Consider the following 20,213-nt stretch of genomic DNA (forward strand, 5'->3'; position numbering starts at 1 on the left):
AAACGAAAGAGAGGCAGCAGTGAATGAAAGCAACTGGAATTGTACGCCGCATCGATGATCTAGGTAGAGTGGTTATTCCGAAGGAGATTCGCAGAACATTGCGCATCCGGGAAGGAGATCCGCTTGAGATTTTCGTCGACCGCGATGGAGAAGTCATTTTGAAGAAGTATTCGCCGATTAGTGAGCTAGGAGACTTTGCGAAGGAATATGCTGATGCATTATTCGACAGTTTGGGTCATTCCATCCTGATTTGTGATCGAGATACGTATATTGCTGTATCCGGCAGTTCGAAAAAAGAGTACTTAAACAAATCCATCAGTGATTTACTTGAACGAACAATGGACCAGCGCAATTCTGTATTAGAAGAAAGCAAAAAAGAAATTCAACTTGTCGATGGTATTGATGATGACGTATCTGCTTATACCATTGCACCTATTGTTGCAAACGGAGATCCGATTGGCGCCGTCGTCTTATTTTCTAAAGAGCGTTCAATGGGGGAAGTGGAGCATAAAGCGGCAGAAACAGCAGCTGGCTTCCTAGCCCGTCAAATGGAACACTAGGTCTAATAATTCTATATCATTTTGATGAAACGAAAGAATGCCGATGAAATCATTTGATTTTGTCGGCGTTTTTTATATGGAATGAAACAAAACGAGAAATGTGCCGTCTACTCCTTAGAAAGAAACGGCTTTTCATTCACGTATGATATAATGAGTGCGTTTAACTGTAGATCTATTTTTAAAGGAGTCATCCATGAAAAATGCTGTGAATCAGCCGCATTGGCTTTTCCAGGGTGCGGTGATTTTGACCATCGCAGGCTTGTTATCAAAGGTACTAAGTGCCGTTTATCGTGTTCCGTTCCAGAACATCGTAGGAGACACAGGGTTTTATATTTATCAGCAAGTGTACCCCTTCCTAGGTATTGCGATCATGCTCGGCACCACAGGGTTTCCTGTCATGGTGTCCAAGCTTTTGAGTGAGCATGGGGAAGAGAATCGACGAATTATTACAAGGGTATCCTTGGTCTATATCACTTTACTGAGCCTGGTCTTATTTCTTTGTCTTTACATAGGAGCAGGCAGTATTGCGAGCCTTATGGCGGACAGTCAATTAATCCTGCTCATCCAAATGAGTGCTTTCGTGTTTTTATTTCTGCCGCTTACCGTGATGCTGAGAGGCGTTTTTCAGAGTGACGGTATGATGCTTCCAACGGCTGTTTCTCAATTGGTTGAGCAGCTCATCAGGGTAGGCGTCCTGCTTGTTTTATCCTTCTATTTCGTCAGGCACGGCTATTCGCTTTATGAAACAGGGGCGGGTGCAGTCTTCTCCTCCATAGCGGGAAGCGCGGCCTCGCTTATACTGCTTCTTTTCCTTTGGCTGACTTACCGAAAACAGTCTTCTGCACCTATGACAGTCAAGCGGGCGACACTTCGGAAAAAGGATGTTTTGAAGAGTTTGGTGCTGTATACATTCACGATTTGTGTCAGCGGATTGCTCATTTTATGGATGCAAATGATTGATGCCTTTCATCTGTATGCGTTGCTGCGCAGTGAGGGACTGAGTGAAGCCGCGGCAAAGGCGGCAAAAGGTGTGTATGACCGAGGGCAGCCGTTTTTACAGCTAGGGACAGTGTTTGCCATTAGCATCGGGACCTCTCTTGTGCCATTTTTATCTGCTGCCATGAGGAATGGAGAGCATGAAGCGATCAGGCAAAAAGTACGTACATCGTTTAAGACCACGTCGGTTTTAGGGATTGGTTCCGCAGTTGGGCTGATTTGTATTCTTTCGTCAGTCAATACCATGCTTTTTCGTAATGATTTAGGTACCGATGCGTTGCAAATATTCTGTATTTCCATCGCATTTACATCGATTGCGATTACGCAAGCAGCTTTACTTCAAGGGCTCGGGCATACTGTGTATCCGGCTGTTGTGGTGATTCTCAGTGTGCTGGTGAAATGGATACTCACGCTTGCACTTGTGCCGCTATTTGGCATCTACGGTGCCGCATGGTCAACCGTGTGCGGTTTTCTCGCTGCCGCTCTGCTCAATGCCGTTTATTTGAGGCATAAAGGATGGATTTCGTTGAGAGAGCTGTTTCCAGTGAAAATTCTTTTATCGGCCGCTTTCATGGCCATTGTCTTAATAGGGTATCAGGCACTGTTTTCTTGGGTCATTCCCTTTGAAAAACGTCCTTTTTCCGTTTTAGAGAGCCTGACGTCAGTTTTTATTGGTGGTTTCGCCTTTTTATATAGTATTCTTAAGCTAGAAGTATTTACGGACGAGGAATGGAGACTCATTCCATTAGGAGAAAAGATTTTATATTTTAAACAGATGAGAGGGAATCAAAATGGCAGGTAAGATTACCGTCGTCGGTCTTGGGGCAGGCGACATGGATCAGCTGACGCTCGGTGTATACAAGCAGCTGAAGCAGGCGAAAGAAGTATTTATGAGAACGCAGGACCACCCGCTTACCGCAGAGTTGATGCAGGAGGTTCCATCGCTGACCTTTTTTGATGAGATTTATGAAAAGCACGATCAGTTTGATTCGGTCTATCAGGAAATCACGGAAATTTTATTTGCAGAGGCTGCGGAAAAGGAGATTGTGTACGCAGTACCAGGTCACCCATTTGTCGCTGAAAAGACCGTCCAGCTATTAGTTTCTCAGCAGCAAGAGCGCGGGATTGAGGTGTCCGTTGCTGGTGGACAAAGCTTTTTGGATGCGACGTTTAACTCCCTGCAGATCGACCCCATCGAGGGATTCCAATTCGTTGATGCAGGAGATATGAGAGCGGACGATCTGAAATTGACCCAGCATGTCCTCATTTGTCAGGTATATGATCAGCTCACCGCTTCAAATGTGAAACTCACGCTGATGGAAAAGCTTCCAGACGATTATGAAGTCTGTATTGTGACTGCGGCTGGAAGCAGCCTGGAACAGATTACTGCCGTTCCTTTATTTGAACTTGATCGAGATGTGTCGATAAATAACTTAACGAGTGTTTATGTGCCTCCGATTCAAGATGAAAAGCTGCTTTACCAACAATTTGACACCTTCCGTGACGTCATCCGTACATTAAGAGGTCCGGGCGGCTGTCCATGGGATCAAAAACAAACCAATGAGTCACTTAAACCCTATTTAATTGAAGAATGCTATGAACTGCTTGAAGCGATAGATGAAGATGATCCAGACCATATGGTGGAAGAGCTCGGAGATGTGATGCTGCAGGTGTTACTTCATGCTCAAATTGGTGAAGATGACGGCTTTTTCTCAATTGATGACGTCATCCAGCATGTCACAGAAAAAATGATTCGTAGACATCCCCATGTGTTTGGCGACACAAATGTTTCTGAAGCAGAAGAAGTGGTCGTCAACTGGGAAAAAATCAAGCAGCAGGAGAAGCCGGAGCGGGCAGCCTCTATGTTGCAATCCATCCCGGCGACGCTTCCATCACTAACAAAGGCATATAAGCTCCAAAAGAAAGCCGCCAAAGTAGGCTTTGATTGGACAGATGTGAAAGATATTTGGAACAAATACGAAGAAGAAAAGCAGGAATTTCTCGTTGAAGTGGCAGAGAAGCCGGACGAAAGTGCAACGAAGCAGATGAAAGATGAATTTGGAGATCTTTTGTTTGTTCTCGTCAACATTGGAAGGTTCTATCAGCTAGAGCCTGAAACGGCGCTCGCTTCCGCCAACACAAAATTCATGCGTCGCTTTCAGCATATCGAACAAAAAGCAAAGGACATGGGACGTTCATTAGAGGACTTAACGCTAGAGGAAATGGACGATCTATGGAACGATGCCAAACGTATAGAAAGAGGTGAGCATACATGAGATTAGATAAATTTTTAAAAGTGTCCCGTTTAATCAAAAGAAGAACATTGGCAAAAGAAGTCGCTGATCAAGGCAGAATTTCGATTAACGGCACACAGGCGAAAGCCAGCTCTGATGTGAAAGAAGGAGACGAGCTTAAAATCCGTTTTGGTCAAAAACTAGTGACGGTTCAAGTCAACGAGTTAAAGGACACAACGAAAAAAGAAGAAGCCGCTGGCATGTATACTGTGCTAAAAGAAGAAAAAACAGCAGAATAGGGCTTGTTCTAAATGATCCCCCTGTCACATACAATGCAGTAACAATGCAAGTATGAGATATGGGGGATGTATAAATGAATCAATATTATAATCAACCTCAAGGCACGAAGCTGTCATCAGAAGCGGAACACAATATCACAATGCGAAACAGAAAGCATTTAGATATTACCGGCGTCAAACAGGTGGAAAGCTTTGATAATGAAGAATTTCTGCTTGAGACGGTCATGGGGATTCTCGCTATCCGTGGAGAAAATCTGCAAATGAAAAACCTAGACGTCGAAAAAGGCGTTGTGTCGATTAAAGGACGTGTCTTTGACTTAATTTATGTAGATGAGCAGCACGGGGAGAAAGCTAAAGGATTTTTTAGCAAGCTGTTTAAATGACGCTGACAGTCCAGTTTTATACGATGCTTTCGATGGTAGCGATGGGCATCTGGCTGGGCGCATCGCTTGATACGTACAAGCTGTTTGTGAATCGGAAAAAGACAGCAAAATGGCTTTTGATTATACACGATCTCCTTTTTTGGCTGGTACAGGGTCTCTTATTCTTTTATGTTCTGCTGCTGACAAATGAGGGAGAATTCAGGCTTTATATCTTTCTAGCCGTTGCACTAGGTTTCTCGATGTATCAGGCATTGATGAAACAGCTGTATATGAACATTCTCAAATTTATCACGATGTGTATTTATCAAACCGTTCTCATCCTTAAAAGGCTGGTCATGTCGATCGTCTTCCAGCCGATCCGTTGGATTGTCACAATGGTCATAAGTGTTATACTGTTCTTGTTCCACTCGCTCTTACGTCTTGTTCGTTTTACGTTTCGGCTCGTGTGGAAGGTGCTGTCCATTGTTTGTTATCCGCTCATCTGGTTACTTAATGTGACCATTATTCATCGGATTCCCGAAAAATGGCGAACATCAATGAGATTGTTTTTCTCTAAAGGAGCAGGAATTTTACAAGGGACCAAGAAATTATCTGGTACCATCAAAACGAAATGGAAACAATTCTGGACAAAGTAAGAGAGGAGGCCTTCAACCTTGAACAAGAGAAAAAGAAATATCGCACAAATTCAAAATGATTACCAAAAACAAATGGAACAGCAAGCACAACGCTTAAAACGCAAACGCCGTGGACTCCTTAGAAGGCTTACCGTGTTTGGTGTGATCGTGCTCATGTTTGCTGTCTTGGTGACAAGTGCCCTCTGGTCGCAATCGTCCTCATTAAAGGAAAAAGAAGAGAAGAAGGTTGCGCTCGAAAAAGAATTAAAGCAATTACAAACAAAGCAGGAAGATATTTCTGATGAAATTAAAAAGCTGAAAAGCAAGGAATACGTACTCGAACTGGCACGACGAGACTATTATATGTCCAAAAAAGGCGAAAAAATCTTTGATGTGGGCAATAAGAGCGATTAGCCTTGTTGACACTTAAAATTCAGTTTATGTATAATTGAACAAATGAGATTTTTTTATAAGTCTAAGGAGGAGCACTTTTTTTATGTCGATTGAAGTTGGCAGCAAGTTACAAGGGAAAGTTACGGGCATTACAAATTTTGGAGCTTTTGTGGAGTTGCCAGGCGGTTCAACTGGTCTCGTTCATATCAGTGAGGTAGCCGATAACTATGTAAAAGATATTAATGAGCATTTAAAAGTCGGTGAACAAGTTGAAGTGAAAGTGATTAACGTTGAAAAAGACGGTAAAATCGGCTTGTCCATTAAAAAAGCAAAAGATCGTCCTCAACAACAACAATCAAGACCGAGCAGAAATGATTTCCGTCCGAAGGAATCGTTTGAGCAAAAAATGAACAAATTCTTAAAAGATAGTGAAGACCGCTTAACATCTTTAAAACGTAACACGGAATCAAAACGTGGGGGACGCGGAGCAAGAAGAGGTTAACTTGTTGCTGCTTTCTATATATCTTTCACAACAAAGCACCTGCTGTCCGCAGGTGCTTTTTTTCTTGATCCATACGACATTTTTTGAGATTTCGTCATTTAATTTAAAACTTCCTATTGACGGACAAGCGATTCCTTTGTATTATAGATCTTGTGCTTCTTAGCGCATTTTTATTATGGCGGTGTAGCTCAGCTGGCTAGAGCGTACGGTTCATACCCGTGAGGTCGGGGGTTCGATCCCCTCCGCCGCTATCCTTTTTATTAGAACATAAAAGCAAGGCCCGTTGGTCAAGCGGTTAAGACACCGCCCTTTCACGGCGGTAACACGGGTTCGAATCCCGTACGGGTCATCTTCGAAAACAGCTTTCTTTAGGAAAGCTGTTTTTTTTGTGTCTTCGTAAAATTCTGATGAAAGACATCGACTTTCATGAAAGTATGCCTTTTTGACGAATAAAGCGTCGAACGTTTTATGGAAACGACAACTTCTTTTGACAAAATTTCTTTTTCACCTTCGCTATAATGACAAGCAACGAATATCAGGTGGGGGATGAAAAGATGGAAAAACTAGAAAGAAGAACTGATTTAACAGGAGCGGGGTTTGAAAGAATCAGTGCAGGGTTAAAAAAGATGAAAAACCTGTTTCTTCATCATACGCATTCTCTTTTTTTCTATAAAGGGTTTATTTATGTCGTTCTTGGTTTTTTATTAGGACGAGCCTTTATATTATCTGAAATTATGCCGTTTGCTCTGCCTTTCTTTGGCTCGATGCTACTTATCAAAAGAGATAAGTCCATGCTTGCTTGTCTCGCTTTACTTGCTGGAGCCATGACGATATCACCTCAAAATGCATTGTTTGTGTTTGCGTCGCTGATCGTATTCCTTCTTATGTCCAAGGTGGTTTCTTTCATCATCAAAGACCCAGTGAAAACATTGCCGGTTGTCATTGTGCTGTCAATGCTGATCACCAGAGGAGCGTTTGTTTACCTAGAGCAAGGTGCTGTGCAAAGCTACGATTACGTCATGGCGGGTGTCGAAGCAGGACTTGCCTTCATTTTGACACTGATTTTCCTTCAAAGCCTGCCGATTTTTACAGTCAGGAAAATCAAACACTCCTTAAAGGTTGAAGAAATTATTTGCTTTATGATTTTGATTGCCTCAGTTTTAACAGGTCTGGCAGGCATCACATTTCAAGGAATGCAGGCAGAGCATATTTTGTCACGATATGTAGTGCTGAGCTTTGCCTTTATTGGAGGAGCGAGTATTGGTTGTACAGTGGGTGTCGTGACTGGATTAATTCTCGGTCTCGCTAACATCGGAAACCTTTATCAGATGAGTCTTCTTGCCTTTTCAGGTTTATTAGGGGGATTGCTGAAAGAGGGGAAGAAAGCAGGTGCAGCCATTGGCTTAATTGTGGGTTCCTTACTTATTTCCTTGTACGGAGAAGGATCAGCAGGACTCATAACCACGCTATATGAATCATTGATTGCGGTTGCGCTCTTCTTGCTCACGCCGCAATCAGTGACCTCTAAGGTAGCGAAATATATTCCTGGTACGGTAGAGCATGTACAGGAACAGCAGCAATACGCCCGGAAAGTACGAGATGTGACAGCAAAAAAGGTAGACCAATTTTCTAACGTATTTCATGCGCTGTCTGAGAGTTTTGCGACATTTTACGATTCTATTCCTGAAGAAAAGAAACAGGAAGAGGATGTAGATCTTTTTTTAAGTACGATCACAGAACGATCCTGTCAAACGTGCTATAAGAAAAATAAATGCTGGGTGCAGAACTTTGATACAACCTATGAACTGATGAAACAAGTTATGCATGAATCTGATGAAAAAACCTACGAGCAAAACCGGAAATTGAAGAAGAAATTTAGCCAGCACTGCTCAAAATCAAAACATGTCGAGGAATTGATTGAAGAGGAGATCGCTTACTATAAAGCCAACCAGACTCTGAAGAAAAAAGTCCAAGACAGCAGACGCCTTGTAGCTGAACAACTGATGGGTGTCTCACAAGTGATGGAGGATTTTTCCCGGGAAATAAAACGGGAAAGAGAACAGCATTTTATTCAAGAAGAGCAGATGATAGAAGCACTTCAGCACTTTGGAATTGAAATTCAGCAAGTAGAAATTTATAGCTTGGAGCAGGGGAATGTCGATATTGAAATGAGAATCCCATATTGCCAGGGCCATGGTGAATGTGAAAAAATCATCGCCCCTATGCTCTCAGATATTTTAGAAGAACAGATTTTAGTCAAAGCAGAGCAGTGTGCAGAGCACCCAACAGGCTATTGCCACGTTGTATTTGGCTCTGCAAAATCATATCGAGTGGCTACAGGCGTAGCGCATGCAGCAAAAGGCGGAGGATTAGTGTCTGGAGACAGCTACAGCATGATGGAGCTGGGTGCGGGCAAATATGCCGCGGCTATTAGTGATGGAATGGGCAATGGAGCAAGGGCTCATTTTGAAAGCAATGAAACGATTAAGCTGTTAGAAAAAATATTGGCATCAGGCATCAATGAAAAAGTGGCGATTAAAACCATTAATAGTATTTTATCTTTACGAACGACAGATGAAATCTATTCAACGTTAGATTTGTCCATTATTGATTTACAGGATGCGAGCTGTAAATTCCTTAAGATCGGTTCAACACCCAGCTTTATTAAACGGGGTGATCAGGTGATGAAGGTACAAGCGAGCAACTTACCGATTGGGATTATTGATGAATTTGAAGTGGAGGTTGTGAGTGAACAGATGAAGGCAGGAGATCTGCTGATTATGATGAGTGATGGCATTTTCGAAGGACCAAAGCATATTGAAAATCATGATCTCTGGGTGAAACGCAAAATGAAAAGCTTTAAAACAGAAGATCCGCAAGAGATTGCTGATTTATTAATGGAAGAGGTCATTCGAACAAGATCGGGTCAAATTGATGACGATATGACGGTTGTTGTCATCAGGCTTGATCACAATACGCCTAAATGGGCATCCATTCCGACTGGTACATTCTATCTTGAGAAACAAGAGATTTCTTGAAATATCGTATAATATGAATTTCTTCTGGCGATGATGGGGATATAAAGCATTCAGTTACGATCCCAGGAGGAATGAAGATGCGAAAAGGTCACGTAAACCAAATCTTATTGATTACAGATGGCTGCTCAAATCACGGGGAAGATCCACTTGCGATTGCCTCATTGGCAAAGGAACAAGGGATTACAGTCAATGTCATTGGCATTATGGAGGAAAACAGACACGATCATGAAGCAATGAAAGAAGTTGAGGGGATTGCTCTAGCAGGCGGAGGCATTCATCAAGTTGTCTACGTCCAGCAGTTATCTCAAACGGTACAAATGGTTACAAAAAAAGCGATGACACAAACCTTGCAAGGTGTTGTGAATAAAGAATTGCAGCAAATCCTTGGTAAGGACACTGAAATTGAAGAGCTTCCGCCTGATAAGCGCGGGGAAGTGATGGAAGTAGTCGATGAGTTAGGAGAGACGGTTCACCTTCAAGTACTTGTGCTTGTTGATACAAGTGCAAGTATGAAACCGAAGCTGCCGACCGTTAAAGAAGCACTCATTGACCTCTCCATTAGTTTAAATTCAAGAATTGGTGAAAATCAGTTTGGAATGTGTATATTTCCCGGGAAAAACTCAGATGCTGAAATTGTGTTGAATTGGACGCCTCGATTCGATTCACTGTCATCTATTTTCCCGAAACTGACCACGGGAGGAATTACTCCAACTGGACCAGCGCTTCGAGAAGCACTCCAGCATTTCAAATCAGTTCGTTCACGTAAAGGGCTGCTTGAAGCAAAGGAAGAGCATGATGAATTCGGCTTCTAACATTCCGTTAGGCACGGTGATTCAAGGGAAATGGCATCACCATCATTACCGCATCGTAAAAGAGCTAGGAAAAGGGGCGAACGGTATTGTCTATCTAGCCGAATCGCCAAATGGTCAAGTAGCCCTTAAAGTGAGTGATGACAGTATGCTCATTGCATCTGAAGTCAATGTGTTAAAATCCTTTTCTAAGGCTCCTGTGAAAACCATGGGGCCTTCTTTTTATGATATGGATGATGCGATTTATCCCGGCATGCTTCAAAAGCGTTCCTTTTATGTGATGGAGTATGTCAGAGGCCCATTACTACTTGAATTTGTAAAACAAAAAGGTGATGAGTGGATCGTTGTTTTAATGGTTCAACTTTTATCTAACCTGGCTCATTTACATCAAGAAGGCTGGATTTTTGGTGACTTGAAGCCAGATAATCTCATCGTGTCAGGTCCCCCGGCAGCGATCCGGTGCATTGATGTAGGGGGAACGACAAAAGCAGGCAGGGCAATCAAGGAGTATACCGAGTTTTTTGATCGAGGCTATTGGGGATTCGGCACAAGAAAGGCAGAGCCATCTTATGATCTGTTTGCCTTAAGTATGGTGATGGTGAACTGTGCGTATAAGAAAGAATTCAAAAAAGGAGCAGAACCGGAAAAGCAGCTTTACAGAGCCATTGAAGGACATCCTTTATTAAAGCGTTATGAGCGGGTGTTAAAGGCTGCTCTACAAGGTAAATATCAATCAGCGGCGGCTATGAAGAGTGCAATGCTGAAAGAAGGACAGCTGATCGCTTCAAGAAAAGCGAGTCAAAAGAAGCAGCAAAAAAACGGGCAAAAGCCCGCTGTTCAACAAAATCAACAGGTGACTTCACGATCGAGAGTTGCAGCAGCAAAAAGAACACCAGTACGCAAAAAATCAGGCGGGCTTTTTGAAACTGTTCTTATCGTGTGCAGTGTACTTGCTCTTTACTGTGCATATGTAGTTTTGTTCCTGCTATAGACCTGTAAAAAAGCAGGCTTCATCTTTGCTTGGAGCTACTGAAAGTGATAGGATATGTATATCTTTAAATTACCTGCTCTTTGTGAGGAGGAAGTTGTGAATAGAATTGAATCATTTTTGAAAAAACATGATGTTTACCTTGAAAATACGACAGTCATTGTCGGGGTTTCTGGCGGACCAGATTCCATGCTTTTACTGCACGAACTAAACAAACGTCGAAAAGGTTCCTTTCAGCTGATTGCAGCCCATGTAGATCACATGTTCAGAGGAGAAGAATCCTTTGCTGATTTGGCATTTGTTGAGGCATACTGCAAGGAGCAAGGAATTCCTTTTGAATCGGCCCGCATACAAGTTGCCCAATATGCAAAAGAAAACCACTTAAACAAACAGGCAGCTGCAAGAGAGTGCAGATATGCTTTCTTTCGTCAATTGATGGAGCAATACAACGCTCAATTTCTAGCGCTTGCACATCATGGAGACGACCAAGTAGAAACAATGATGATGAGGCTTGTGAGAGGGACAGTTGGAATAGGACTCGCAGGTATCCAAGCAAAACGTCCTTATCAAGATGGATGGCTGATTCGGCCGCTCATTGGATATTCCAAGGATGACGTGCTGACCGCTTGTGAAAAAGAACATATTCCCTATGTCATTGATCAAAGCAATCACACAGATGACTACTTGAGAAACCGGATAAGAAGACACATTCTTCCTGTGTTAAAAGAAGAGGCACCTCATGTACATGAAAGCTTTCAGTTTGTAAGTGACATGCTGACTGAAGATGAGCAATATTTGCAGGCATTAACAAAGGAACAAATGAACCAAGTGATAACGAATCAATCGCCTAAGCAAATTAAGATCAAAACGAAGCCTTTGCTTGACCTGCCTTTGCCTTTACAAAGAAGAGGCATTCAACTAATATTAAACTATCTTTATGAAAACACTCAATCAGCGTTTTCAAACCAGCATATTCTAGGGACTTTGGACTGGTTATCTCATACCGAACAACCGTCTGGATCATTAGATTTGCCAAAAGGTTTACAAGCTGTCAAGTCTTATGATTACTGTATGTTTACCTTTGAACGATCGCTTGTACTAGACCAGACTTATGCTCTTCACTTGAAGGGTGAGCTTGGAGAGAAGCTTTTCCTTCCAAATGGGCAGTCTATCGTGGTATCAAATCATGTTCCGAAGGATGCACGGAACGGAAACCATTTTTTCTTGCTTCAAAAAGATCAAGTTCGTTTCCCTTTGATCATTCGCTCACGAAAAAATGGTGATCGAATGAAACTTAAAGGGATGAATGGATCAAAAAAGGTGAAGGATATATTTATTGATAAAAAAGTGCCTCTTGCAGAAAGAGACAGCTGGCCGATCGTCACTGACTCGGATCATCAAATCATCTGGATCCCAGGTCTGAAAAAATCCGTTTTTGAAGAAATTGATATGACAAACAGCGATCTCATTGTATTACAATATAGACAGCATGAAAATTTGTAGGGGGCAAGCAAAAGCATGAAACAAGATATTGAAAAGGTTTTGATCTCAGAAGAAGAGATCCAGCAAAAAGTGAAGGAACTGGGTGCAACATTAACCAGCGATTATGATGGTAAATTTCCCCTGGCTATTGGTGTTTTGAAAGGGGCTCTTCCATTCATGGCAGACCTAATCAAACACATTGATACATATTTAGAACTTGATTTTATGGATGTATCTAGCTACGGAAAATCTACCGTATCTTCAGGAGAAGTAAAGATCATAAAAGATCTAGATACTTCTGTTGAAGGAAGAGATATTTTAATTATGGAAGATATCATCGACAGTGGGTTAACTTTGAGCTATCTGGTAGAGCTTTTCCGATACCGTAAAGCAAACTCCATAAAAATTGTGACATTGCTTGATAAACCAAGCGGTCGTAAAGCAGACATCAAAGCAGATTATGTTGGATTTGAAGTGCCAGATGCATTTGTTGTCGGCTATGGATTGGATTTCGCTGAACGTTACCGAAACCTCCCGTATATTGGAGTGTTAAAACCATCTGTTTACGAAGGCTAATCAGCATACGTATACATGAGGTTATTGGTTGTATTGGAATGATTTTCTATGATACTATTGAACATAGTTGTGCTTACTGTGGGAGGAGGTAAGGAATGAATCGGGTTTTTCGTAATACGATTTTTTATATACTTATTTTATTACTTGTGATAGGGGTAGTCAGTTGGTTAGGATCCCCTAATCAAAAGCCTGAGAACATGTCTTACAGCAAATTTTCGCAAAATCTAAGTGCGGGAAAAGTGGAGAGTATCTCCATTCAGCCTGTAAGAGGGGTTTATGAAATTCGTGGTCAATTAGATGGCGCGAAGAAAGATGAATACTTCATTACCCATGTTCCAGATGGTCAAGGTGTTGACCAGATTTACAGTGCACTAAAGAATACAGATGTAAAAGTAGAACCAGCACCTGAAACAAATGGATGGCTGCAAGTTCTGACAACCATCATTCCGTTCATCATCATCTTTATCCTGTTCTTCTTCTTACTGAACCAAGCTCAGGGCGGTGGAAGCCGTGTTATGAACTTTGGTAAGAGTAAGGCGAAGCTTTACACAGAAGAGAAGAAACGTGTGAAATTTAAAGATGTTGCCGGTGCAGATGAAGAAAAGCAAGAGCTTGTAGAAGTGGTAGAGTTCCTGAAGGACCCACGTAAATTCGCAGAGCTTGGCGCAAGAATTCCTAAAGGGGTTTTACTAGTAGGACCTCCAGGTACAGGTAAAACATTGCTTGCGAGAGCATCTGCAGGAGAAGCAGGCGTTCCTTTCTTCAGCATCAGTGGTTCTGACTTCGTCGAGATGTTCGTCGGTGTCGGTGCATCACGTGTACGTGATTTATTCGAAAATGCGAAAAAGAATGCACCATGCTTAATCTTTATTGATGAGATTGATGCAGTGGGTCGTCAGCGTGGAGCCGGTCTTGGCGGTGGTCATGACGAGCGTGAACAAACGCTTAACCAGCTTCTTGTTGAAATGGATGGTTTTAGTGCGAACGAAGGTATTATTATCATCGCTGCAACGAACCGTGCAGATATCCTAGATCCTGCATTGCTGCGTCCGGGACGTTTTGACCGTCAAATTACGGTTGACCGCCCAGATGTCATTGGCCGTGAAGAAGTGCTGAAGGTTCATGCGAAAAACAAACCGCTTGATGATACAGTGAATTTGAAAGCCATTGCAAGCAGAACACCTGGGTTCTCTGGAGCAGATCTTGAGAACTTACTAAACGAAGCAGCACTTGTTGCTGCCCGTCATAACAAAAAGAAAATTGATATGCGTGATATCGACGAAGCGACTGACCGTGTCATCGCTGGGCCGGCGAAGAAAAGCCGTGTCATTTCGAAGAAAGAACGTAATATCGTGGCTTACCATGAAGCAGGTCATACCGTCATTGGTCTTATCCTAGACGAAGCGGACATGGTGCATAAAGTAACGATCGTTCCTCGTGGTCAGGCAGGCGGATATGCGGTCATGCTTCCAAGAGAAGACCGTTATTTCCAAACGAAGCCAGAGCTTCTTGATAAAATTGTCGGCTTGCTCGGCGGTCGTGTTGCAGAGGAAATTACGTTTGGTGAAGTAAGTACAGGTGCTCACAACGACTTCCAGCGTGCAACTGGCATTGCAAGAAAAATGGTTACAGAGTTCGGTATGTCTGATAAACTTGGTCCACTTCAATTCGGTCAAGCACAAGGAGGTCAAGTATTCCTTGGCCGTGACTTTAACAACGAGCCGAATTATAGTGAAGCGATCGCTTACGAAATTGACCAAGAAATTCAGCGTTTCATCAAGGACAGCTATGAACGTGCGAAACAAATTCTCACTGAGAATAAAGATAAGCTAGAAATCATCGCACAAGCTCTTCTAGAAGTTGAAACATTAGATGCTGAGCAAATTAAATCTCTTTACGAAACTGGAAAGCTTCCAGAGCGTGTATACGCAGATGACGAAGAGAAAAACGATGATGTGAAAGTGAACATCAAGAAAAAAGAAGAAGATGAGGAGATCTAATCTCCTTCTGTGAAAGCTGCCGGGATCATCGGCAGCTTTTTTTATTTCGATTCCTGAATGGATCGGTTTCGAATTGTTTACAAATGGAACTCAATTCGTGTATGGTATGATAGAAAGTCGAAAAATGCTCTTTTTGAGAAACTATTCAAAGTGGTGATGAAGTTGTTACTCGTGATAGATGTAGGGAACACAAATACCGTTTTAGGTGTTTATCATAATGGCGATCTAAACTACCATTGGCGAATTGAAACAAGCCGTCATAAAACAGAAGATGAATTTGGTATGGCCATCAGGTCTTTATTTGATTATGTCGGGCTGATGTTTGACCAAATAGAAGGAATTATCATCTCGTCTGTTGTCCCGCCAATGATGTTTGCATTAGAAAGAATGTGCGAGAAGTACTTTCACATAACTCCCCAAATTGTAGGGCCTGGAATGAAGACTGGATTAAACATTATGTGTGACAATCCAAAGGAAGTCGGGGCTGATCGAATTGTGAATGCAGTAGCGGCGATTCATCTATATGGGGCACCTCTCATTGTCGTAGACTTTGGCACAGCGACAACCTACTGCTATATCAATGAACAAAAACAATACATGGGTGGGGCAATTGCACCTGGTATTACCATCTCAACAGAAGCTTTATATACAAGAGCGGCGAAACTGCCGAGAATTGAAATTGTCCGTCCAGATCACATTGTTGGAAAAAACACCATCAGTGCCATGCAATCCGGCATCCTTTATGGATATGTTGGGCAAGTCGAGGGAATAGTGAAACGGATGAAGCAGCAAGCGAAACAAACACCGAAAGTCATTGCAACAGGCGGTTTGTCCACATTGATTGGAAATGAATCAGACTGCATTGATATTGTTGATCCGTTCTTAACATTAAAAGGACTTCAACTCATTTATGAACGTAATCGTGTCGGTGTACTATAGGAGGTTTAAAATCGAATGGACTACTTAGTTAAAGCGTTAGCATATGACGGAAAAGTCCGAGCATATGCTGCAAACACAACAGATACAATCAACGAAGCACAAAGAAGACACCATACATGGCCAACAGCATCAGCAGCGATTGGCAGAACAATGACAGCTACAGTCATGATGGGTGCTATGCTGAAAGGTGAAAATAAGCTAACGGTCAAAATTGAAGGCGGTGGACCAATCGGTGCCATCATTGCTGATGGAAACGCAAAGGGCCAGGTGCGCGGATATGTCTCAAACCCACAAGTCCATTTTGACTTAAATGAACATGGCAAGCTGGATGTTAGACGTGCAGTCGGGACATCTGGAACGTTAAGTGTTGTTAAAGATATCGGGCTGAAAGATCACTTTACAGGACAAACGGAGATCGTTTCAGGTGAAATTGGAGATGACTTCACTTATTACCTTGTCTCTTCTGAGCAAGTGCCTTCCTCTGTAGGTGTAGGGGTTTTGGTCAATCCAGATAACTCGATCCTTGCAGCAGGCGGTTTCATCATTCAATTGCTGCCTGGAACAGAAGATGCTGTCATTGAAAGATTAGAAAAGCGGCTCTCAACCATTGAACCCATTTCTAAACTCATTGAAAAAGGGATGACACCAGAAGAAATCTTAGAAGAAGTACTCGGAGAAAAACCTCAAATTTTAGAAACTGTACCTGTCGAATTCTCTTGTAACTGCTCAAAAGAACGTTTTTCTAATGGCATTATCAGCCTAGGAAAAGCCGAAATTGAAGACATGATTGAACAAGACGGACAAGCAGAAGCTCAATGCCATTTTTGTAACGAAACGTATGTATTTACAAAAGAAGAGCTAGAAGAGCTACGTGAAGAAATAACCCGCTAAGCTCTAAGCAGCGGGTTTTCTTTTTAGAATGGAAAGGAGACGAAAGATGAGACTAAAAGCAAGAGTAGTATGGACATTTATTCTCGTGTTGCTTATGATCAATGCCGTTGTCATTGCATATGTATTAACAAAGTCGCAAATGTCACAGGCTTCTTCAAACGGGAAGAGCGGTGAAGAAATTGCGTCGATTGGAAAAGAGAAGGTGACACGTCAAGAATGGTTAAAGAAGATGGAAGACCGCTATGGAAAGGCAACACTTGAGCAAATGATTAATCAGAAGGTGGTCGATCAGCTTGCGAAAGAAAACAAGCTTGAGGTGTCCTCAAAAGAAATCAATCGTGAATTGTTGATGCTTAAAGCGGTATCAAATAATTTCTACGAAGATGGACATACGAGTGAAAAGGACTGGACAGAACAGATTCGTTATCAAATATTATTAGAGCAGCTTTTAACGAGAGATGCTGTCGTTTCCGAAAAAGAAGCGAAATCCTTTTATGAAAAAAACAAGGACTTATATCAATATGATGATTCATACCGTATTCGTCATATCGTCGTGAAGACAAAGGGCGAAGCTGAAAATGTATTGAAGGATCTAAAAGGCGGATCTAGCTTCGAAGCGGTGGCAGCTGAACGCTCCATTGACCGCTACACCTCTCCATATGGCGGAGATCTTGGGTTTGTCACAGAAGAACAAGAAAGTATCCCAGCCCTATACATACAGGAAGCTCAAAAGCTTCAGCCAGATCAATGGACAAAAGAACCGATCGAGACCAAAAACGGGTATGCCATTATTCAATTGAAAGAAAAATTAGATGGTCGCTCCTTCTCGTATGAAGAAGTCAAAAATCAGATCAAAAGGCAGATTGCCATGGAAGATCTAGGTGAAAAGGCGAATGTTAAAACCCTGTGGAAAGAAGCAAAAGTCACATGGTTTTACGATGGCGAGCAGGACTAAAAGCATTGACAAAATTTTTTGAAATTGATAATTTAATATTAATACAATAAAATTACTCGGAGATAGAGGTGTTAGTGATGGCTCGTATTGCAAATTCAGTTTTTGAACTAATAGGAAATACACCAGTCGTTAAATTAAACCGTTTAGTAGATGAAGACAGTGCGGATGTCTACTTGAAACTTGAATATATGAACCCGGGCAGCAGTGTAAAAGATCGTATTGCGTTAGCGATGATCGAAGATGCTGAAGCGAAAGGTACTTTAAAAGCCGGCGACACGCTCATCGAACCAACAAGCGGAAACACAGGGATCGGTCTTGCAATGGTAGCGGCAGCTAAAGGAATTAACGCAATTCTAGTGATGCCAGACACAATGAGTCAGGAGCGTCGCAACCTTTTACGCGCTTATGGTGCAGAGCTTGTATTAACACCAGGTGCAGAAGGAATGAAAGGTGCCATCAAAAAGGCAGAAGAATTGGCAGAAGAGCACGGTTACTTCATGCCTCAGCAATTTAACAACGAAGCCAATGCGGAGATTCACCGTCGTACTACAGGAAAAGAAATTCTTGAACAGTTTGACGGCGAGCTTGATGCATTTATTGCAGGTGTTGGTACGGGCGGCACAATTACGGGTGCTGGTGAAGTCCTCAAAGAAGCCATCCCGTCGATTCAGCTTTATGCGGTAGAGCCGACAGATTCTCCTGTACTATCAGGAGGAAAGCCAGGCCCACATAAAATCCAAGGGATTGGGGCAGGTTTTATCCCTTCCATCTTGAACACGGAAGTATATGATGGCATTATCCAAGTGAAAAACGAAGATGCATTTGAGCTTGCAAGAAAAGCAGCGAAAGAGGAAGGAATCCTTGGCGGTATTTCTTCAGGAGCAGCTATTTACGCAGCACTTCAAACAGCGAAGAAGCTTGGTAAAGGGAAAAAGGTTCTCGCAATTATCCCAAGTAATGGGGAGCGTTATCTCAGCACACCTCTTTATCAATTCGATTAAACCGATTACCCCAGCATTTGCTGGGGTTTTTTTATGAAATCTGTAGATGGAAAGCAAATACTATTTTCTAAATAAATTGGATTGCATTACAATAAGATTAATGAAAATGAAAAAGGATGATAACATGACACAACGCAGGCCGATGGGCATCAAAATTCCTTTTACGAAAGATGCATTCTTGAAAAGATACGAACAATTAACTGCTGGCGAAACACACCATGTTCTGCTTGAAAGTGCTCGCGGCGGTTCATACAGCATTGCTGGCATTCACCCAATCGCTAAAGCGAAGGGAAAAGACGGGATGACAACCATCCATTATCAAGATGAGGTGCTGTTCAAAGAAGGCGATCCATTTAGAGCGTTTACGGATTGGTTCCAAACCCTTCGAACCGAAACGAATGAGGAATACCCTGATTTTCAAGGTGGGGCGATTGGATTTTTAAGCTATGATTATGCTAGATATATCGAGCATTTTAAGATGCTGTCCATTGATGACCTGAAAACACCTGACCTTTATTTTCTCGTGTTTAATGATGTTGCAGTCTTTGATCATGAAGAAAACGTGCTGTGGCTGATCACTCACACAGAGGGAGCGGAATCTGTGAGTGTCACTCATCAAAGACTTGAAGATTTGAAGCAAAAGTGGACAAGCTCTGCAAAAGAATCAGCGCAATCACCTGTTCATGAACCTTCTGTAGAATGTGTACCAGCAGCACCTTTTACCGAAGAAACCTTTGGAGAAGCAGTAGAGAAGATTAAGCAATATATCGCAAGCGGTGATGTGTTCCAAGTGAATTTGTCCATCAGACAAGATGAACAGCTCCACACCCACCCTTATGATTTATACAAAACGTTACGTCAAGTCAATCCATCTCCTTATATGTCTTATCTGCACACGCCTGATTTCCAAATTGTTTGTGGATCTCCAGAGCTGCTGATTAAGAAAAAGGGGACTCAATTAGAAACAAGACCGATTGCGGGTACAAGATCAAGAGGCAAAGACGATGCTGAGGATCAAGCGCTGGCAAAAGAGCTCATTGAAAATGAAAAAGAACGCGCGGAGCATGTGATGCTCGTGGATCTTGAGCGGAATGACCTTGGACGCGTGTCCACTTATGGCTCAGTAAGAGTGAACGAATTTATGGCGATTGAGAAATATTCACACGTGATGCACATTGTATCCAACGTACAAGGGGAACTGCGTGATGATTGTGATGCAGTAGATGTCATGAGAGCTGTATTCCCAGGCGGCACAATTACAGGTGCTCCAAAGGTGAGAACAATGGAAATCATAGAAGAGCTTGAGCCGACAAGGCGTGGGCTTTATACTGGATCTATAGGCTGGTTTGGATTCAATCAAGATATGCACTTTAACATCGTCATTCGTACGGCGTACTGCACTGAAGGCAAAGCCTTTATGCAATCGGGTGCTGGGATCGTCATCGATTCTGTACCAAAGCACGAATACAAAGAGTCGATTAAAAAAGCCTATGCAGTAAAAAAAGCATTACAGTTGAGCAAAGAAGAGACTATTTTGAGTTAGAGGTGAGCAG

Annotated in this window: 19 protein-coding genes and 2 tRNA genes; all 21 read left to right on the plus strand. The window is 42.3% G+C overall.

Annotated elements, in window-relative coordinates:
- Positions 1-23: 23 nt before the first annotated feature.
- The 21 genes from spoVT to pabB all read left to right on the plus strand — a co-directional run bounded on the left by spoVT (position 24) and on the right by pabB (position 20,203).
- A complete protein-coding gene (spoVT, locus tag NSQ36_RS00350; RefSeq protein WP_003217990.1) occupies positions 24-560 on the plus strand; it encodes a stage V sporulation protein T in 537 nt (178 codons plus the stop codon).
- A gap of 193 nt (positions 561-753) precedes the next feature.
- A complete protein-coding gene (locus NSQ36_RS00355) occupies positions 754-2,358 on the plus strand; it encodes a polysaccharide biosynthesis protein (protein WP_251191527.1) in 1,605 nt (534 codons plus the stop codon).
- On the plus strand, positions 2,348-3,832 hold the full coding sequence (gene mazG, locus NSQ36_RS00360) for a nucleoside triphosphate pyrophosphohydrolase (RefSeq protein WP_339206487.1): 1,485 nt from the start codon (positions 2,348-2,350) through the stop codon (positions 3,830-3,832). The genes NSQ36_RS00355 and mazG overlap by 11 nt, the downstream gene beginning before the upstream one ends.
- Positions 3,829-4,089 carry an RNA-binding S4 domain-containing protein gene (locus NSQ36_RS00365; protein ID WP_003217975.1) on the plus strand — a complete coding sequence of 87 codons (261 nt, stop codon included), beginning with the start codon at positions 3,829-3,831 and terminating at the stop codon, positions 4,087-4,089. Before mazG ends, NSQ36_RS00365 begins: the two co-directional genes overlap by 4 nt.
- A gap of 74 nt (positions 4,090-4,163) precedes the next feature.
- Positions 4,164-4,472, plus strand: a complete 309-nt coding sequence (gene yabP / locus NSQ36_RS00370) for a sporulation protein YabP (RefSeq protein ID WP_003217974.1) — start codon at positions 4,164-4,166, stop codon at positions 4,470-4,472.
- On the plus strand, positions 4,469-5,107 hold the full coding sequence (gene yabQ / locus NSQ36_RS00375) for a spore cortex biosynthesis protein YabQ (RefSeq protein WP_339206489.1): 639 nt from the start codon (positions 4,469-4,471) through the stop codon (positions 5,105-5,107). The genes yabP and yabQ overlap by 4 nt, the downstream gene beginning before the upstream one ends.
- 18 nt (positions 5,108-5,125) lie before the next feature.
- Positions 5,126-5,500, plus strand: a complete 375-nt coding sequence (locus NSQ36_RS00380; RefSeq protein WP_003217952.1) for a septum formation initiator family protein — start codon at positions 5,126-5,128, stop codon at positions 5,498-5,500.
- An 82-nt stretch (positions 5,501-5,582) separates the two neighbouring features.
- Complete coding sequence (locus tag NSQ36_RS00385) at positions 5,583-5,981, plus strand: S1 domain-containing RNA-binding protein (RefSeq protein ID WP_003217901.1); 399 nt, start codon at positions 5,583-5,585, stop codon at positions 5,979-5,981.
- Between the two features lie 177 nt (positions 5,982-6,158).
- A tRNA-Met gene (locus NSQ36_RS00390) sits at positions 6,159-6,232 on the plus strand.
- A gap of 26 nt (positions 6,233-6,258) precedes the next feature.
- Positions 6,259-6,330, plus strand: a tRNA-Glu gene (locus NSQ36_RS00395).
- A gap of 205 nt (positions 6,331-6,535) precedes the next feature.
- Positions 6,536-9,019, plus strand: a complete 2,484-nt coding sequence (gene spoIIE, locus NSQ36_RS00400; RefSeq protein ID WP_003217965.1) for a stage II sporulation protein E — start codon at positions 6,536-6,538, stop codon at positions 9,017-9,019.
- Positions 9,020-9,096: 77 nt separating this feature from the next.
- Complete coding sequence (locus NSQ36_RS00405; RefSeq protein WP_003217969.1) at positions 9,097-9,831, plus strand: VWA domain-containing protein; 735 nt, start codon at positions 9,097-9,099, stop codon at positions 9,829-9,831.
- The gene (locus NSQ36_RS00410; RefSeq protein WP_212046559.1) at positions 9,815-10,819 is read left to right on the plus strand and encodes a protein kinase family protein; all 1,005 of its coding nucleotides are present in this window, start codon (positions 9,815-9,817) and stop codon (positions 10,817-10,819) included. Before NSQ36_RS00405 ends, NSQ36_RS00410 begins: the two co-directional genes overlap by 17 nt.
- Before the next feature lie 96 nt (positions 10,820-10,915).
- Positions 10,916-12,319, plus strand: coding sequence for a tRNA lysidine(34) synthetase TilS (gene tilS / locus NSQ36_RS00415; protein WP_251191525.1), 1,404 nt, complete (start codon positions 10,916-10,918; stop codon positions 12,317-12,319).
- Between the two features lie 15 nt (positions 12,320-12,334).
- Entirely contained in the window at positions 12,335-12,874 is a 540-nt protein-coding gene (hpt, locus tag NSQ36_RS00420; protein ID WP_003217950.1) for a hypoxanthine phosphoribosyltransferase, read from the plus strand.
- A gap of 95 nt (positions 12,875-12,969) precedes the next feature.
- Complete coding sequence (gene ftsH, locus NSQ36_RS00425) at positions 12,970-14,874, plus strand: ATP-dependent zinc metalloprotease FtsH (protein WP_034620893.1); 1,905 nt, start codon at positions 12,970-12,972, stop codon at positions 14,872-14,874.
- A gap of 162 nt (positions 14,875-15,036) precedes the next feature.
- Entirely contained in the window at positions 15,037-15,813 is a 777-nt protein-coding gene (locus tag NSQ36_RS00430) for a type III pantothenate kinase (protein ID WP_008341820.1), read from the plus strand.
- Between the two features lie 15 nt (positions 15,814-15,828).
- Positions 15,829-16,704 carry an Hsp33 family molecular chaperone HslO gene (hslO, locus tag NSQ36_RS00435; protein WP_003217983.1) on the plus strand — a complete coding sequence of 292 codons (876 nt, stop codon included), beginning with the start codon at positions 15,829-15,831 and terminating at the stop codon, positions 16,702-16,704.
- Between the two features lie 46 nt (positions 16,705-16,750).
- A complete protein-coding gene (locus NSQ36_RS00440) occupies positions 16,751-17,659 on the plus strand; it encodes a peptidyl-prolyl cis-trans isomerase (protein ID WP_003217972.1) in 909 nt (302 codons plus the stop codon).
- A 77-nt stretch (positions 17,660-17,736) separates the two neighbouring features.
- The gene (gene cysK, locus NSQ36_RS00445; protein WP_003217917.1) at positions 17,737-18,660 is read left to right on the plus strand and encodes a cysteine synthase A; all 924 of its coding nucleotides are present in this window, start codon (positions 17,737-17,739) and stop codon (positions 18,658-18,660) included.
- A 124-nt stretch (positions 18,661-18,784) separates the two neighbouring features.
- Positions 18,785-20,203, plus strand: a complete 1,419-nt coding sequence (pabB, locus tag NSQ36_RS00450; protein ID WP_106036311.1) for an aminodeoxychorismate synthase, component I — start codon at positions 18,785-18,787, stop codon at positions 20,201-20,203.
- Positions 20,204-20,213 lie beyond the last annotated feature (10 nt).

The sequence above is a fragment of the Bacillus sp. FSL W8-1143 genome, from assembly GCF_037965155.1.
Taxonomy (GTDB): domain Bacteria; phylum Bacillota; class Bacilli; order Bacillales; family Bacillaceae; genus Bacillus; species Bacillus pumilus.

What these genes read in the sequence shown, in the direction of transcription:
- NSQ36_RS00410 (WP_212046559.1), top strand. Translation starts at nt 9,815, where the DNA reads ATGAATTCGGCTTCTAACATTCCGTTAGGCACGGTGATTCAAGGGAAA.
- hslO (WP_003217983.1), top strand. Translation starts at nt 15,829, where the DNA reads ATGGACTACTTAGTTAAAGCGTTAGCATATGACGGAAAAGTCCGAGCA.
- spoVT (WP_003217990.1), top strand. Translation starts at nt 24, where the DNA reads ATGAAAGCAACTGGAATTGTACGCCGCATCGATGATCTAGGTAGAGTG.
- NSQ36_RS00440 (WP_003217972.1), top strand. Translation starts at nt 16,751, where the DNA reads ATGAGACTAAAAGCAAGAGTAGTATGGACATTTATTCTCGTGTTGCTT.
- NSQ36_RS00355 (WP_251191527.1), top strand. Translation starts at nt 754, where the DNA reads ATGAAAAATGCTGTGAATCAGCCGCATTGGCTTTTCCAGGGTGCGGTG.
- hpt (WP_003217950.1), top strand. Translation starts at nt 12,335, where the DNA reads ATGAAACAAGATATTGAAAAGGTTTTGATCTCAGAAGAAGAGATCCAG.
- ftsH (WP_034620893.1), top strand. Translation starts at nt 12,970, where the DNA reads ATGAATCGGGTTTTTCGTAATACGATTTTTTATATACTTATTTTATTA.
- NSQ36_RS00405 (WP_003217969.1), top strand. Translation starts at nt 9,097, where the DNA reads ATGCGAAAAGGTCACGTAAACCAAATCTTATTGATTACAGATGGCTGC.
- NSQ36_RS00365 (WP_003217975.1), top strand. Translation starts at nt 3,829, where the DNA reads ATGAGATTAGATAAATTTTTAAAAGTGTCCCGTTTAATCAAAAGAAGA.
- yabQ (WP_339206489.1), top strand. Translation starts at nt 4,469, where the DNA reads ATGACGCTGACAGTCCAGTTTTATACGATGCTTTCGATGGTAGCGATG.
- pabB (WP_106036311.1), top strand. Translation starts at nt 18,785, where the DNA reads ATGACACAACGCAGGCCGATGGGCATCAAAATTCCTTTTACGAAAGAT.
- cysK (WP_003217917.1), top strand. Translation starts at nt 17,737, where the DNA reads ATGGCTCGTATTGCAAATTCAGTTTTTGAACTAATAGGAAATACACCA.
- yabP (WP_003217974.1), top strand. Translation starts at nt 4,164, where the DNA reads ATGAATCAATATTATAATCAACCTCAAGGCACGAAGCTGTCATCAGAA.
- mazG (WP_339206487.1), top strand. Translation starts at nt 2,348, where the DNA reads ATGGCAGGTAAGATTACCGTCGTCGGTCTTGGGGCAGGCGACATGGAT.
- NSQ36_RS00385 (WP_003217901.1), top strand. Translation starts at nt 5,583, where the DNA reads ATGTCGATTGAAGTTGGCAGCAAGTTACAAGGGAAAGTTACGGGCATT.
- spoIIE (WP_003217965.1), top strand. Translation starts at nt 6,536, where the DNA reads ATGGAAAAACTAGAAAGAAGAACTGATTTAACAGGAGCGGGGTTTGAA.